The 15,886-nt window shown below is 70.6% G+C and carries 13 protein-coding genes; 8 read left to right on the top strand and 5 right to left on the bottom strand.

What is annotated here, in order from left to right:
• Nucleotides 1-43 precede the first annotated feature (43 nt).
• From PV734_RS00970 to PV734_RS00980, 3 genes are read right to left on the bottom strand one after another with little or no spacing between them, the layout of a single operon-like run.
• Complete coding sequence (locus tag PV734_RS00970) at nt 44-943, bottom strand: amidohydrolase family protein (protein ID WP_319288510.1); 900 nt, start codon at nt 941-943, stop codon at nt 44-46.
• A complete protein-coding gene (locus PV734_RS00975; protein ID WP_319091556.1) occupies nt 940-2,532 on the bottom strand; it encodes an HAL/PAL/TAL family ammonia-lyase in 1,593 nt (530 codons plus the stop codon). Before PV734_RS00975 ends, PV734_RS00970 begins: the two co-directional genes overlap by 4 nt.
• Nucleotides 2,529-3,530, bottom strand: coding sequence for an ornithine cyclodeaminase family protein (locus PV734_RS00980; RefSeq protein ID WP_319288511.1), 1,002 nt, complete (start codon nt 3,528-3,530; stop codon nt 2,529-2,531). Before PV734_RS00980 ends, PV734_RS00975 begins: the two co-directional genes overlap by 4 nt.
• Nucleotides 3,531-3,667: 137 nt before the next feature.
• Here PV734_RS00980 and PV734_RS00985 point away from each other — a divergent pair, with 137 nt between their 5' ends.
• From PV734_RS00985 to PV734_RS01015, 7 genes are all read left to right on the top strand, one after another.
• Nucleotides 3,668-4,798 (top strand): ATP-binding cassette domain-containing protein, encoded by a 1,131-nt coding sequence (locus PV734_RS00985; protein WP_319288512.1) that lies wholly within the window; start codon nt 3,668-3,670, stop codon nt 4,796-4,798.
• Complete coding sequence (locus tag PV734_RS00990; RefSeq protein ID WP_319091559.1) at nt 4,795-5,460, top strand: ABC transporter permease; 666 nt, start codon at nt 4,795-4,797, stop codon at nt 5,458-5,460. The genes PV734_RS00985 and PV734_RS00990 overlap by 4 nt, the downstream gene beginning before the upstream one ends.
• The gene (locus PV734_RS00995; protein ID WP_319288513.1) at nt 5,457-6,146 is read left to right on the top strand and encodes an ABC transporter permease; all 690 of its coding nucleotides are present in this window, start codon (nt 5,457-5,459) and stop codon (nt 6,144-6,146) included. Before PV734_RS00990 ends, PV734_RS00995 begins: the two co-directional genes overlap by 4 nt.
• Before the next feature lie 99 nt (nt 6,147-6,245).
• On the top strand, nt 6,246-7,190 hold the full coding sequence (locus PV734_RS01000; protein ID WP_319091561.1) for an ABC transporter substrate-binding protein: 945 nt from the start codon (nt 6,246-6,248) through the stop codon (nt 7,188-7,190).
• 92 nt (nt 7,191-7,282) lie between these two features.
• Nucleotides 7,283-8,149: a MurR/RpiR family transcriptional regulator gene (locus PV734_RS01005; protein WP_319288514.1), complete on the top strand. Its 867-nt coding sequence runs from the start codon at nt 7,283-7,285 to the stop codon at nt 8,147-8,149.
• A gap of 46 nt (nt 8,150-8,195) precedes the next feature.
• Nucleotides 8,196-9,377, top strand: coding sequence for a cytochrome P450 (locus PV734_RS01010; protein WP_319091563.1), 1,182 nt, complete (start codon nt 8,196-8,198; stop codon nt 9,375-9,377).
• Between the two features lie 331 nt (nt 9,378-9,708).
• Nucleotides 9,709-13,584, top strand: coding sequence for a glycoside hydrolase family 2 TIM barrel-domain containing protein (locus PV734_RS01015; RefSeq protein WP_319288763.1), 3,876 nt, complete (start codon nt 9,709-9,711; stop codon nt 13,582-13,584).
• 235 nt (nt 13,585-13,819) lie between these two features.
• Here PV734_RS01015 and PV734_RS01020 read toward each other — a convergent pair whose 3' ends face one another.
• Nucleotides 13,820-14,224, bottom strand: coding sequence for a DUF5997 family protein (locus PV734_RS01020; protein WP_319091564.1), 405 nt, complete (start codon nt 14,222-14,224; stop codon nt 13,820-13,822).
• 115 nt (nt 14,225-14,339) lie between these two features.
• On the opposite strand from PV734_RS01020, the gene PV734_RS01025 reads away from it, so the two are divergent.
• Entirely contained in the window at nt 14,340-15,149 is an 810-nt protein-coding gene (locus PV734_RS01025) for a LysR substrate-binding domain-containing protein (RefSeq protein ID WP_319091565.1), read from the top strand.
• 62 nt (nt 15,150-15,211) lie between these two features.
• On the opposite strand, the gene PV734_RS01030 is transcribed toward PV734_RS01025, so the two are convergent.
• A complete protein-coding gene (locus PV734_RS01030) occupies nt 15,212-15,688 on the bottom strand; it encodes an Lrp/AsnC family transcriptional regulator (RefSeq protein ID WP_319091566.1) in 477 nt (158 codons plus the stop codon).
• Nucleotides 15,689-15,886: the final 198 nt, after the last annotated feature.

Below are 15,886 nucleotides of genomic sequence, written 5' to 3' on the forward strand. Positions count from 1 at the left end.
GCAGTTCGAGTTGGTCTGGGTGAGCAGGCCGAATGTTTCGCTGTCACTTCCCGGTGAGAAGCCGTCTCGGATTGGCGATACGGAAGGCGTACGCCGCCGCTCCGCCCAGACCGAAACCGGGGTGCAGCGGCGGCTCCGCGTAGGGCCGGTCCGAGCCCTGGACGACGGCGCCGCTGCCGAGGGCGCGGACGACCGCGTCGACGGCACGAGGACCGTAGGACGAGGTGTCGACGAAGACGCCGGGGTCCTTGCCGGGCTCCGATCCACCGCCCCGGGCGGCGAAGCGTTCCCCGTGCAGCGGGGCGAGTCCGGCCAGCAGGGCGAAGCACACGCGCAGGCGCGGATGGCGGGGCCGGCCGAAGGCGCGGAAGGCGAACCAGGCGGCGTGCATCTGCTGGACGTACGGGACCATCGCGGGCCACCAGCCGGGCCCCGCCGGTTCGCCGGCCGCCGGTCCGGGGTGGACGAAGAGCGGCAGATCGCGTTCTTCGAGTAGATCGAGGAGCGGGGCGCACCGCGCGTAACCCGCCGCGTCGGCGAGCGCGTTCGCCGGGAGCTGGAGGCCGGCGAAGCCCCGGTCGAGGTCCTTGGCCGTCGCGGTGGCATCGATGTCCCGTACGCACGCGGCGGCCCAGGCGTCGAACGGTTTCGGGAGTGCGGCCGATCCTTCGTGATACGCGTCCAGCAGGGGACGGGCCTCGGCGGCGGGCAGCCACTCCACGCCGATCGGGGCGGACAACGAGACGAGTACCCGGCCGAGGCCGTCGGCGGCGGCGAGTTCCGCGCGGCCGGCGATGTCGTGGTCGGTGGGCGGGATCCCGTAGGGCGGCTCACCGTGCAGATACAAGGTCCAGCCGTCCAGGAAGGGGGGCTCGCGGCGGGAGCGCAGGGCTGCCACCAGCGAGGGGGTCCACAGGTGCTGGTGCACGTCGATGCTGGTCATGACGTTCCTCCCGCCGGGGCTGACGATTCTTCCAGCAGCGCGCGCAGCGCGTCCCGGACGTCGTCGGACCCCAGGATGCCGTGACTCACCGCCTCCACGTCCACCCCGCAGGGCCGGTCGTCGTCGAGGCGGGGCACGGCCGCTCGGATCGCCCGATGCAGAAGCCGGGGTCCACGCCCCAGGACGGGCGGCGCGGCCAGGTCCACCGCCTGGGCGGCCACCACGGCCTCCACGGCGAGCAGGGCCCGCAGTCGGCCGAGGACCGTGGCCAGCCGGCGTGCTCCGAGCGCCGCGTTCGTCGAGTCGTCCTCGACGGCGTCCGCGCCGTGCCGGGGGTCGGTGGACACCGGTGCGGAGAGCATCCGGATCTCGGCGACGAGCGCCTGCGCCGTCTTGGTCAGCGGGGCGAAGCCCGAGCGCTCGGGCCCGTACGGGGAGAGGTTCGCGGGCAGTCCGCTGACGGTGGGATCGAGCAGCCGGCGCATACGCTCGGCCGAGACCGCCGCCGTCTGGGCCAGTGCCAGCGCGAGGGTGTCGAGAGCCAGTGCCAGCGCCGGGGTGTGGAAGTTGCCGGAGGAGAGGATCTCGCCGGTGTCGGGCAGTACCACCGGATTGTCGCCGCAGCCGTTCAGTTCCGGATCCAGGGCGGCGTCGGCGAACTCCAGGGCCGCGTACGCGGCGCCGTGCACCTGGGCGGCGCAGCGCAGGCTGACCGGGTCCTGGACCCGCCGGGCGTTTCGGGGATCGCCCAGTTCGCCGCCGTCCAGCAGGGTGAGCAGCTCACGTGCGGCCCGGGCCTGGCCGGGGGCGGCACGCAGGCGCAGCACTCGGGGGTCGAGCGGGCTGGTGTTGGCCCGGAAGCCCTCGTAGGTCAGTGCCGTGACCGCCTGGGCCAGTGCGAGGAGCGCGGCGGCCTCGTGCAGGGCGAGTGCGCCCTGACCGGCGGCCAGCGGGCTCGCGCTGCACAGCACATGCCCGTCCTTGGGGCCGAGCCCGGCCGGTGTGAGACCGGCCCGCCGCAGCGCCGCGGCGCCGTCGAGCACCTCCCCGCCGAACTCGGCGCTGCCCTCGCCGATGACGACCAGGCCGACGTGCGCCAACTGGCACAGGTCGGAAGCGCCGATCGAGCCCACCTCGGGGATCACTGGATGCACCCGCGCGTTGAGCATCGCCACGAGCAGACGAAGGATCTGTGGCCGCACTCCGCTGCCGCCGCCCGCGAGGCCGTTCACCCGGGCGAGGACGGTGGCGCGGACGACGGGGACCGGCAGAGGATCGCCGACCGCGTTCGCCCGCCCCCGGACCGTACGCACGCTGAACGCCTCCAGCTCGGCACGCGGCAGGGCGTAGGAGGAGCGGGTGCCGAGCCCTGTCGTCAGGCCGTACGTCGGTACCTGCCGGTCGACGATGTCGTCGACGACGGCCCGCTCGCGCTCCAGCCGGGGCGACACGCCGTCCGCCAGGGTGACGCGAGCGCCGTGGAGGGCGACGGCGACGACATCGTCGTACGACAGTGTCCGACCGTCGACGACGACCTCCGTGCCGCCGGCGCGAAGGTCGATGCCACTGCCGTCACCGGTGTCCGTCATGAGAAGCGGAGTTTCTGGCCGAGGCCGCGTTCCTCGGCCTTCCTCAGCATGGCGGCGCCCAGCGCGATGTCGGAGAGGGAGAGTCCGCGGTGCCAGAACAGGTTGGTCTCCCCGGGGCTCTCCCGGCCGGGCTTGCGGCCGGCGACGATCTCGCCCAACTCCCCGTGCAGGTTGGACTTGTCGAGCCTGCCGGAGTCCACATGGGCGCGCAGGGCGCCGAACGGTCCGGCATGTGCCTGGCCCCAGTCGTCGACGACGATCTTGTCCATGATGTCCGTGAGGCTCAGCTCGACCGCGCTGTTCGTCCCGTAGGGCACGACCAGGGCGCCGGGGGCGATCCACTCCGTCCTCAGCAGCGGCTCCGGGTGTTCGAGGCGGGACGCCTCCACCACGACGTCCGCGCCTTCCACGCAGCTCTGCCAGTCCTCCGTCACGACCACCGGCTTCCCGAGGTCCCGCTCCAGACGCGCGGCGAAGGCCTCTCGGCTCTCCGGGCGGCGCGAGTGCACACGGATCTCGGTGAGGTCGAGGATCCGGTCGAGGAGACGGACGTTCCAGTACGAGGTGGCGCGGGCGCCGATGTGGCCGAGCACCCTGGCGTCGGGACGGGCCAGATGACGCGCCCCCAGCGCGGTGAGAGCGCCGGTGCGCATCTCGGTGAGGGCGGTCGCGTCGACGACGGCCACCGGCATACCGGTGCGTGGGTCGAAGAGGTTGAGCAGGGCCATCTCGGAGGGCAGTCCGGCCTTGTAGTTGCCGACGAAGTCACCCACGATCTTGACCCCGGCCAGCGAGAGCGGGGCGACATAGCCGCGCAGCACGTTGAAGTGACCGTTGAACGCGGCGTCGGGCACGAGGTGGACGCGCGGCTCGATCACCGTCTCGCCCTGCCCCTGGGCGCGCAGTCGCTCCTCCACGGCGTCGAGGATCTCGGTGTCGGTCAGCTCCAATCGGGCGATGTCCGAGCCGTTCAGAAAGGTGAACCAGACCGGTTCCATGGCGGTGTCTCCCTGCGTTTTGGACGTCCGTGGCCTGATTTCGTGTGACTGTAACGTGCCGTTTACAGATGGGCATTGACTGTCATTCAGTCACGGATAACCCTGCATGAACATATGCAGCCGGGTAAGGGGCAGCTTTGATCAGATTCGACGCGGTGAGCAAAAATTATCCCAATGGGACGAAAGCGGTGGACGAACTGTCGCTGGAGTTGGCCGAGGGTGGCATCACGGTGCTCGTCGGTCCCTCCGGCTGCGGCAAGACCACAACGCTCCGCATGGTCAACCGAATGGTGGAGCCCACGGCAGGGACGGTGAGCCTGCGCGGCCAGGACATCCGGGAGGTCAACGCCCCCGAACTGCGCCGTGGCATCGGGTACGTGATCCAGCACGCGGGGCTGTTCCCGCACCGCACCATCCTCGACAACATCGCCACCGTTCCGCTGCTGCTGGGCTGGAGCCGCAAGAAGGCGCGGGCGCGGGCGGCGGAACTGCTGGAACTGGTGGGGCTGCCCAGCGAGATGGCCAAGCGCTATCCGAACCAGCTTTCCGGCGGTCAGCAGCAGCGCGTCGGCGTGGCCAGGGCACTGGGCGCCGATCCGCCCGTACTGCTGATGGACGAGCCGTTCAGCGCGGTCGACCCGATCGTCCGGGCGGAACTCCAGGCGGAGTTCATCCGGCTCCAGAAGGAACTGCACAAGACGATCGTCTTCGTCACCCATGACATCGACGAGGCCATCAAACTCGGCGACAACATCGCGGTGTTCCGGACCGGCGGCAAATTGGCGCAGTTCGACACGCCCGAACGGCTGCTCGCCGATCCCGCCGACGACTTCGTGGCCGACTTCGTGGGACACGACCGGGGTATTCGCCGGCTGTCCTTCGTGAACGCGGCCGATGTACCGCTGCGCGACGGTCCGGTGCTGGCGGTGACCACCTCCGTGGGGTCGGCGCGGACGGGCGGCGAACCCTGGGTTCTGGTCGTCGACGACGACCGTCGGCCGCTCGGCTGGGCCGCGGTCGCCGACCTGCCGGCGAGCGGCACGCTCGCCGACGCGAAGCTGGCACCGCTCGGTCACACGTTCAGCCTCGTCGGCGACTCGGCGCGGGCCGCCCTCGACTCGGCGCTCCTCTCACCGGCCCGGCTCGCGGTGGGCGTGGACGCGCACGGCGCGGTGGTCGGAGTCGCGGACGCCCACGAGCTGTCCGCGGGCACGGCCGGCGCCGCCACGGAAGCGGGCGCCACCGGGACGGCCGGTGACGAACGATGAGTGACGACGAGCCGCTGATCCGATGGCAGTGGATCGGCGACCACGCCGGTGAACTCGCCGACTACACCGGTATCCATCTGAGACTCGGCCTGCTGCCGGTGCTGTTCGGGCTGATCGTCTCCGTGCCGCTGGGCATCCTCTGCCACCGCTGGCGCTGGCTGTACCCACCGGTGCTGACCGTGGCCAACATCCTGTACTCGATCCCGTCGCTGGCCCTGTTCATGATCTTCGTCAGGTACACGGGACTCACCGAACGCACGGTGATGATCCCGCTGACGATCTACACGCTGTCCGTGCTGGTGCCCAACGTCGTGGACGGGCTGGCCTCGGTCCCCGAACCGGTCCGGCTCGCCGCCACCGCGATGGGATTCGGCGCCGTCAGACGCGTAGTCCAGGTCGAACTGCCGATCGCCGTCCCCGTCGTCATCGCGGGGGTCAGGGTGGCGGCCGTGTCGTCCATCAGCCTGGTAGCGGTGGGACAACTGATCGGACAGGGCGGACTCGGGTACTACATCACCCGTGGTCTCCAACTCGACTTCCCGACCCCGATCATCACCGCGATCGTGCTGATCATGCTGCTCGCACTCGCCACCGACGCCCTGCTGGTACTGGCACAGCGACTGCTGACCCCGTGGTCCCGGAACAAGGTGACGGCGCCGTGAACGACTTCCTGAATCAGATGCGGCTCGTGGGCGACTGGCTGACGTCCTCGAAGCAGTGGCACGGAGAGGACGGGATTCCCCACCGGCTCCTCGAACACCTCACCTACAGCGGGCTGTCCCTGCTGTTCGCCGCCCTCATCGGGCTGACCCTCGGGCTGCTCGTCGGGCACACCGGCCGTGGGGCGTTCGCCGTGGCCAGCGTGGCGAACCTGGCGCGGGCGATCCCCACCTTCGGTCTGGTGGTCCTCGTCGTCACCCTCGCCGGGCTCAGCACGACGCCCGTGCTGGTCGCGCTGGTCGCGCTCGCGGTGCCGCCCATCCTCATCAACACCTTCGAGGGCGTCCGGGGTGTGGACCCCGACACCAGGGACGCGGCGCGCGGGGTCGGTATGACGGAGTGGGAGGTTCTGGTGCGGGTGGAGGTGCCGATGGCGCTGCCAGTGATCCTTCTCGGCCTCAGGGTCGCCGCGATCCAGGTCGTGGCCACCGCGACCGTGGCCGCCTACCCCGGTCTCGGGGGCCTCGGCCGCTACATCGTCGACGGCCTCTCCCGCAACGACTACGAGCTGGTCATCGGCGGCTCGACGGTCGTCGTCGTCCTGGCGCTCGTCGTCCAGGTCGCCTTCACCGCGCTGCGGCGCGTCGTCGTCTCGCCGGGCCTCCGGGTCTCGCCGTCGAAGTCCTGAGTTCCGAGTCCGCCGGACCCTTCGAACCTCTGACCCTCTGATCCTCTGACCGAATCCCTGATTTTCCGAGCTTCCGGGCTCCGAGAGAGGAAACACCCCATGAGCACCAACCGAGCCGTCTACCGAGGCGCCGCGTTCAGCCTGATCGCCGCGCTCTCGCTCACCGCCTGCGGAGGAGGCGACGACAGCAGCAGCAATCCGCTGACGGGCGACAGCGACAGCGGCGGCAGCGGGAAATCCATCGTCGTCGGTTCGGCGAACTTCCCCGAGAACCAGCTGCTCGCCGAGATCTACGCCCAGGCGCTGGAGGCCAAGGGCCTGAAGGTGACCCGCAAGTTCGACATCGGCGCCCGCGAGGTCTACTACGACCAGGTCGTCAAGGGCGGCATCGGGGTCTTCCCGGAGTACAACGGTGCCCTGCTGTCGGTGGCGGTCGACAAGAAGAGCACCGCGACCAGCACGGAGCAGGTCAACGCCGAGTTGAAGGCGAAGCTGCCCTCGACGGTGGAGATCCTCGACTCCGCCGCGGCCGAGGACAAGGACTCGGTGACCGTCACCTCCGAGACCGCCGCCAAGTACAAGCTCAAGACCCTCGCCGACCTCAAGCCCGTCGCCAAGGACATGACGCTCGGGGCCGGTTCCGAGTTCAAGACCCGCACCCAGGGCGGGGTCGGCCTGAAGACGGTCTACGGCGTCGAGTTCGGGAAGTTCCAGCCGCTGGACGCGGGTGCCCAGACCACCCTGGTGAAGCTGCTCAAGTCGAACGACGTGCAGGCCGCCAATCTCTACACCACCGACCCCGCCATCGTCGAGGACAAGCTGGTGGTCCTGGAGGACCCGAAGAACCTGTTCTCCTCACAGAACGTCACGCCCCTGGTCTACAAGTCGGCGGTCAACGACACGGCGAAGTCGGCGCTCAACGCCCTCTCGGCGAAGCTCACCACCGAGGACCTGCTGGAGATGATGAAGAAGCTCGTCAACGACAAGGAGGACTCCAGCACCGTCGCCAAGGAGTGGCTGACGAGCACCGGTCTCGTGAGCTGACCCCCTCGGGCTTTGGCAGTACCGTCCGACCTCTCCTCCGTCCGGCACTCCGGGCAGGGGAGAGGGACCGAACACGACCGGCTGGGGAGCGGATGAGCGACGGCGTCGGCACCGACCCGGCCGAGGGGACCGGCTCCTCCGTACGGCTGCACCGGCTTTTCGAGGGACGCCGGCTCACCCCGACCCAACGCCGTATCGCGCACTGTCTGGTCCGGCAGGCGGCGGACGTGCCCTTTCTGTCGAGCGTGGAGTTGGCCCAGCTGGCAGGCGTCAGCCAGCCGTCCGTGACGAGGTTCGCGGTCGCTCTCGGCTTCGACGGGTATCCGGCCCTGCGCAGACATCTGCGGGAGGTCGCCCCCACCGGCCCGGAAACGCGGGAGCGGGCGGGCAATCCCTACCAGCAGGCGGTACAGGCCGAGATCGACAACCTGCGGCAGCTGGCGTCGCTGCTCGCGGACCCCGCACCCGTGGAGCGCGCGGGACGGCTGCTGGCCGCCTCCCGGCCGTTGCCGGTGCTCGGGCTGCGCGCCTCCGCCGCCCAGGCGCGGGGCTTCGCCTACTTCACGGCCAAGGTCCATCCCGACGTACGACTCCTCGACGAGGGCGGCTCGCTGCTCGCCGACCGGATCGACGCGGCCCGGCAGGCTGGTGCGAGCGCACTTCTGTGCTTCGCGCTGCCGCGCCACCCGCGCGAGGTCCTCGACGCCCTCGCCCATGCCCGTGACACGGGGCTGACGGTGGTGACGATCGCCGACGGCACCTTCGCCCCGGTGGCCGCGCACAGCGATCTGCTGCTTCCGGCGGCCGTGGGCAACGGCCTGGTGTTCGACACCGTGGGCGCTCCGATGCTGCTGGGGCAGGTCCTCCTGGAGGCCATGTGTGACGCCCTGCCGGACGCGCAGGCCCACTTGGAGGAGTTCGACGCGCGGGCCGCGGCGCGAGGGCTGTTCGTCGAGTGAGTGCCTCATGCCCAAGTACCAGCCATCGGGAGTGAGTTCGACCCCGATGACCAGCGACCCCGTCGACGCCTGCCCGCTCGGCGCCGCCACCACCCTCGCCGAACTCGCCGAGGACCCGCATCCCCGGCTCGCGCTGCTGCGCGCCCACGAACCCGTCTCCTGGCTGCCCGAACTGGACGGCTGGCTGGTGACCCGACGCGACCTCGCCCTGACCGTGATGCGCGACGCCGAGACGTTCACCGTCGACGACCCCCGCTTCTCCACCGCCCAGGTCGTCGGCCCCAGCATGCTCTCCCTCGACGGCGCCGAGCACACCCGCCACCGGGAGCCCTTCAACGCCCCCTTCCGGCCGAGGGCGGTACGTGAGGGCTTCACCGACTGCATCGAACGCGAGACCGACCGGCTCATCACCGCACTCCCGCAGACCGGCGCCGCCGACCTGCGGCGCGCCTTCGCCGGACCCCTCGCGGTCGCCGTCGTGACCGAGGCGCTCGGGCTCACCGGGACCTCCGCGGACACGGTGCTCGCCTGGTACGACGCCATCGTGCGGTCGGTCTCCGACATCACCGCCGGGCAGACGGCGGGCCCCGCCGGCACCGACGCCTACGCGCGGCTCAGGGCCGCCGTGGAAGCCACCGTCGCCGACCGGGACACCTCGTCCCTCCTCGTCGCCGCCGCGGGACGGCTGACCGTGCCCGAGGTGGCGTCCAATGTCGCCGTCCTGATGTTCGGCGGCATCGAGACCACCGAGGCGATGATCACCAACGCGCTGCTGCACCTGTTCCGGCATCCCGCTCAACTCGACCTTGTCCGGGGGGATTTCGGCCTCCTGGACGGCGCGATCGAGGAGTCGCTGCGCCTCGAACCCGGCGCCGCTGTCGTGGACCGTTACGCCACCCGGGACACCGTCCTCGGCCCGGCCGCGATCCGCCGCGGCGACCTGGTCACCGTCTCCCTGGCCGGCGCCAACCGCGACCCCGCCGTCTTCCCCGACCCCGACCGGTTCGACGTCCGCCGCGAGAACGCCCGCCTCCAACTGGCCTTCGCACACGGCCCCCACCACTGCCTCGCCGCGCACCTCGCCCGTCTGGAGACCCGCATCGCCCTTCACCGTCTCCTCGAACGCCTGCCTGACCTGCGCCTCGACCCGGACCACTCCGTCGCCGTGCGGGGCCTGGTCTTCCGCAAGCCGTCCGCGCTGCATGTGCTGTGGGACGCTCCCGCCTGACGACGGGCGTTCCGGAGGAACGGTCCGGGGGCGACGGTCGGGTGATGCGCGGGGACGAGGCGGGACGAGCCATCAGGATCCAACAGAGTCCGACAAGATTCTTGCTTCGGCTGTGTTCGAAGTCCTAGGGTGAGCCTGGCTCGGCAGCTCCCACTGTCACCAGCAGTTGTGTGCTGACTCAATATCAACTCCTGCACCGCCCCGGTGAGTTGAGCCGTCACCGATGACCAAAGCGCTGCCGGATTCCGGGTCGATTGTCAACAGTAACGAACACGATCTGACGCACCCTCGGTCCGTGCAGCGCACTGTCGTACCGAGGAAGGCCACGGTCATGCCGCACCCCCACGAGTTCGCCGTCAGCCGCCGCCGTCTGCTGGAGGGCGGAGCCGCCGTCCTCGGCGCGCTCGCCCTGTCCGGACCGGTCACCGCCCAGCGGGCCGCAGCGGCGGACCAGGCGGACGCCACCCCCGAGTGGAACGGCCACATCGACGTCTTCCGCGTCGGCACCGAACCGGCGCACACCACGCTGATGCCGTACGCGACCGTCGCCCAGGCCCTCGCGGCCGACCGCACCCGCTCCCCGTACCGGCAAAGCCTCGACGGCACCTGGAAGTTCGCGTACGTCGACCGCCCCGACGACCGCGCCGCCGACTTCTACCGCACCGACCTCGACGACCGGGCCTGGGACACCATCCCGGTCCCCTCCGCCTGGCAGCTGCACGGGTACGACAGCCCGATCTACATCAACAGCGACTACCCCTGGTGGGGCGCCAACGGCCGGGGCGAGGAGGCGCAGCCGCCGGCCGCGCCGACCGTCCACAACCCGGTGGGCCAGTACCGCCGCACCTTCACCCTCCCGCGCGACTGGTCGGGACGGCGGACGTTCCTCCACTTCGAGGGCGTCAAGTCGGCCCACTACGTATGGATCAACGGCACGCTGGTCGGCTACCACGAGGACTCGTACGACCCCTCCGAGTACGACATCACCAAGCACCTGAAGCCGGGCACCAACCAGATAGCCGTGGAGGTCTACCGCTACTCCGACGGCGACTGGCTGGAGGACCAGGACATGATCCGGCTGAGCGGCATCTTCCGCTCGGTGTACCTCTACTCGACGCCCGCCGTGCGCCTGCGGGACTTTAGGCTCGACACCCCGCTGAGCGACGACCACACAGCGGCCGAACTCCTCGTCACCGCGAACGTGCGGGACTACGGCGGCGAGGGTGCCGGACAGTACTCCGTCGAGACACAGCTGTACGACGCGGGCGGGCACCCGGTCTGGTCGCGTCCGCTCCAGCAGACCGTCGCGCTCGGCGCCGGCGAGGAGAAGTCCGTGCGGGCCGGGAAGGCGGTACCCGCGCCGCGGCTGTGGTCTGCCGAGCACCCGAACCTCTACACAGCCGTGCTCCGGCTGCGTGATCCGGCCGGCAAGGTGACCGAGACCCTCTCCCACCGTGTCGGCCTGCGCGAGTTCGCCCTCAAGGACGGGCTGATGCGCATCAACGGCAAGCCGGTCTCCTTCCGGGGCACCAACCGGCACGAGATGCACCCGGTCCACGGCTCGGCCCTCACCCGCGCGGACATGGTCGAGGACATCGGCATCATCAAACGGCTGAACATCAACACCGTCCGTACCTCGCACTACCCGAACAACCCGCAGTGGCTGGAACTCGCCGACGAGTACGGCCTGTACCTCGTGGACGAGACCAACCTCGAAACCCACGGCGTCCGCGGTGAGTACCCCGGGAACCACTCCGAGTGGACCACGGCGTGCGTGGCCCGCGCCCAGAACATGGTCCACCGGGACAAGAACCACGCCTCGGTCGTCATCTGGTCCCTCGGCAACGAGGCGGGCGGCGGCAGCACGTTCAACGCCATGTACGACTGGATCCGCTCCTACGACACCACCCGGGTCATCCAGTACGAGGGCGACGACCGCCCAGGGATCAGCGACATCCGCTCCGAGATGTACGACAGTCCCGCCCGTGTCGAGCAGCGGGCGAAGGACCCCAACGACACCCGCCCGTACGTGATGATCGAGTACTCCCACGGCATGGGTAACTCCAACGGGAACTTCAAGAAGTACTGGGACCTCGTCCGCCGCTACCCGGTCCTCCAGGGCGGCTGGATCTGGGACTTCGTCGACCAGGCCCTCGCCTGGCCCACCCCCACGCGCAAACTGTTCACCGAGACCGGGCCCACCGCGCTCCAGGGCGAGATCATCGCCCCCGCCGGCACCTTCACCCGCGAGCAGGGCCTTTCCGGGGGCACCGTCTTCGCCCGCGACGAGAGCCTCGACCTCACCGGTTCGCTGACGCTGGAGGCGTGGATCACCCCGCACTTCCTCGGCTACCACCAGCCGATCATCGCCAAGGGCGACACCCAGTACGCCCTGAAGCAGTCGGACAGGGGCCTGGAGTTCTTCATCTACGGCGGCGGCCAGTGGATCAGCGCGTGGTGGTCGCTGCCCGACGACTGGACCGGTAAGGAGCACCACGTCGCCGGTGTCTTCGACGCGACCACGGGCACACTCACCCTCCATGTCGACGGCGTGGCGCGGGCCACCAGGACCACCACCCAGCGGCCGAGCAACAACACCGCGTCCCTCGCGCTGGCCACCGACATCGACAACCCCACCCGGGAGTTCAGCGGCACCATCCGTCGGGCCCGCGTCTACGCCCGCGCGCTGAGCGCCACCGAACTGGCCTCCGACAGCCGTGGCCCCGGCGACGACGGCGTACGGTTCTGGTTCGACGCCGCCACCGTCGGCCTCACCGAGAAGCGGCCCCGCGACAGGACGTTCTACGCCTACGGCGGCGACTGGGGCGACAACCCCAACGACGGGGCCTTCGCCGGGGACGGCATCATCACCGCCGACCGCAGGCTGACCGGCAAGTCCGCCGAGGTCAAGCGGATCTACCAGGCGGTGCAGATCACTTCGGGTGCGACGCCGGGAACGGTCACCCTCACCAACGAGTACCTCTTCACCAACCTCCGTGAATTCGAAGGCCGTTGGGAACTCGTCGCCGACGGCAGGGTGGTCCGGCGCGGAAGGCTCACCCGCGCCCAGCTGGACGTCCCGCCCCTGTCCGCCAAGGACATCACCGTGCCCATCCAACTGCCGGCCGACCCGGCGCCCGGCGCGGAGTACTTCCTGCAGCTGTCCTTCACCACCAGGGAGAGCACGAAGTGGGCCAAGGCCGGCTTCGAGGTCGCCCGGCAGCAACTCGCCCTGGACGCGGGCAGCCCGGCCGTCACGCCCAGGCCGCTGGCCGGCGTCCCGGCGCTCCGCCACGAGGACGGCGACACGTCGGTCACCGTCAAGGGCAAGGGATTCTCGGTCACCGTCGACAAGGCGACCGGTGCCATCACCTCGTACAAGGCGGGCGCCGCCCAGCTGATCGCCGCCGGGCCCACCCCCAACTTCTGGCGGGCGCCCACCGACAACGACCGGGGCAACGGCCAGCACACCCGCAACCAGGTCTGGCGCGACGCGGGTGTCCGGCGTGCGGTGACCGGCGTGAGCGTCCGTGCCCTGCGGGACCGGGCCGTCGAGATCAAGGTCGCCGGCACGCTGCCGACGACGCCGGCATCGACGTACACCATCACCTACACCGTCTTCGGCAACGGTGAGATCAAGGTCGACAACACCCTGCACCCGGGGGCCGCCTCGCTGCCGTACATCCCGGAGGTCGGCAACCTGCTCCTGCTGCCCGGCCGCCTGGACAGGCTGCACTACTACGGCCGCGGTCCCGAGGAGAACCACTGGGACCGCAACAACTCCACCGACGTGGGCCTCTACTCCGGCACCGTCGACGGGCAGTGGAGCGGCTATCTGCGCCCGCAGGAGAACGGCAACAAGACCGACGTCCGCTGGATCGCCCTGACGGACCGCAAGGGCGCCGGCCTGCTGGTCTCCGCGGAACCGCTCCTTGAGGTGAACGCCTCGCACTTCACGCCGGAGGACCTGTCGGTCGGGGCCCGCCACGACTACCAGCTCACCCCGCGCGCGGAGGTCGTCCTGCGCCTGAGCCACCGACAGATGGGCGTCGGCGGCGACAACAGCTGGGGCGCGCACACCCACGACGAGTACAAGCTGTTCGCGAACCGCGACTACTCGTACAGCTACCGGCTGCGTCCCCTGACGGACGTCGACGAGGCGATGGCGGCCTCGCGGCGGCCCACGGCGGGGGAGTCCGCCGGCTAGCCGGCGGGAACGTGACCTCGGGGGCGTCACCCTTCGTCGAGGGTGGCGCCCTCGCCCGGTTCGTCGGCCGGACAGGCGAGGTACAGGGCCATGGCGGTCCGGTGTTCGCGCAGCGGCCGCCCGGTGATCGTGTCCCGCAGCACCGGCCAGTCCGGCTGGGCCCGCAGACTCGCGCCGTTCCGCTTCGACCCGCTCCGCCACTGAAACCGGCTCCGCCACCGAACCGGACGAACGGCTACCTACCCTGGTTCGCGCGCTTCTCCTGCTGCTCCTGGTGCAGCTCCTTGATGCGCGCCGACTCCTTGCGGACATCGACCTGCACGGAGCGCTCGTGCTTGAGCCACTCCGGGGCCTCCTGCTTCAGGGCGTCGATCTGCTCGGTGGTGAGGGCCTCGGTGACCCCGCCGCGGGCGAGCCCCGCGATGGAGACGCCCAGCTTCGACGCGACCACCGGACGAGGGTGCGGGCCGTCGCGGCGCAGGTCGAGCAGCCAGGCCGGCGGGTCGGCCTGCAGGGCGGTGAGCTCGGCGCGCGTGACGACACCCTCCTGGAACTCGGCGGGGGTGGCCTGGAGGTACACACCCAGCTTCTTCGCCGCGGTCGCGGGCTTCATGGTCTGGGAGGTCTGGTGCGTCGTCATGATGTCAAGGGTATCGAGCGTATGAACCAGCGCCGACCACGAGGGGCGGGGCGGGGAGTCCGGCCGGACAGGGCGGGCAGCACGGCGCAGGGAGTACGGCAGGTAGCCTGGCGCGGTGACTGGCTCGGTAGATTCCCCCGCGTTCCGGCTCGCGTACGTCCCCGGAGTGATCCCCGCCAAGTGGGTGCGGATCTGGAACGAGCGGCGAACCGACGTCCCCCTGACCCTGCTCCAGGTGTCCGCCGCCGAGGCCGGCGACCTGATGCTGGCCGGCGACGCCGACGCGGCCCTCGTCCGGCTGCCGGTCGACCGTACGGTGCTCAGCGCGATCCCTCTCTACACCGAGACGTCGGTGGTCGTGGTCCCCAAGGACCATGTCGTGGCCGCCGTCGACGAGGTGACCGCCGAGGACCTCGCCGACGACATCGTGCTGCACCCCCTCGACGACACCCTCGGCTGGGAGCATCTCCCCGGCCTCCCCGCGCTCGAGCGCCCCGCGACCACCGAGGACGCCGTCGAACTGGTCGCGGCCGGGATCGGCGTCCTCGTCGTCCCCCAGTCCCTGGCCCGCCTCCACCACCGCAGGGACCTCACGTACCGCCCGGTCACCGACGCGCCCGGCTCCCAGGTCGCACTGTCCTGGCCGGAGGACCGTACGACCGACCTGGTCGAGGACTTCATCGGCATCGTGCGGGGCCGCACCGTCAACAGCTCGCGCGGACGCCGCCAGGAGCCCGAGGCGGAGCAGCCGAAGACCAAGAAGCGCGCCGGTGCGGAGGGCACGGCGCGCAAGCCCGCCGCCGGAAGGTCGGCGGGCCGGGGCGGAGGCGGAGGCGCGGGAAAGGGCGGATCGGCGGGCAGGAACGCCCGCGGTGGGGGAAAGACCGGCGGTACCCGCCAGGGCAAGCCCCGCCGCAAGTCGTAGCATCCGCCGAGATCTGGAAACCGGGCTCCGAACGACGCCGCGAGAGTGGGCGGGAGCGGTGATCAGCCGGCGATCGCACGGCCGATCGACTCGACCAGGGGCAGCAGCCGGTGCGGGACGCGCTCGCGCAGGGCCACCTCCGTGCGGGTGCGGACCACGCCCGGCACGCTGATCAGCGACTGGATCACGTCCTCCAGATGGGCGTTGTCGCGGGCCACGACCCGCGCGAGGAGATCACCGCCGCCGGCGATCGAGAACGCCTCGACGATCTCCGGCACGGCCGCCAGCGCGTCCCCTACCTCGTCGAGATGGCCCTGGGTGACCTCGATGTGCACGAACGCGAGCACCGGGTGGCCGAGCGCGGCGGGGGACAGGGAAGGGCCCGTGCCGGTGATCACGCCGTCCCGTTCGAGACGGTCGAGCCGGGCCTGGAGGGTGCCGCGTGCGACGCCGAGGACACGGGCGTACTCACGGACGCTGCTGCGGGGCCGTTCCAGCAGCAGCCGCAGGATGCGGGTGTCCAGCTCGTCCACTGCCATGGTGTCGCCCTTCTCGTGTACATGGTCTGTCTCATGGTCCGTTGGTTCGACGGTGGACACCTGCGGACCGATATGTCTGTGCCAATGGCCCAGCGTAATCGCCCTGGCTTGAGCCGGTCGCGGTGGAAGTGCTGCAATGTTCCCGTCGATGGCGCCGCGGACTCCGTGGCGCCTTTCTCATGTCGATTCCAGTGGGGC

Source organism: Streptomyces sp. AK08-02 (assembly GCF_033795085.1).
Taxonomy (GTDB): Bacteria; Actinomycetota; Actinomycetes; order Streptomycetales; family Streptomycetaceae; genus Streptomyces; species Streptomyces echiniscabiei.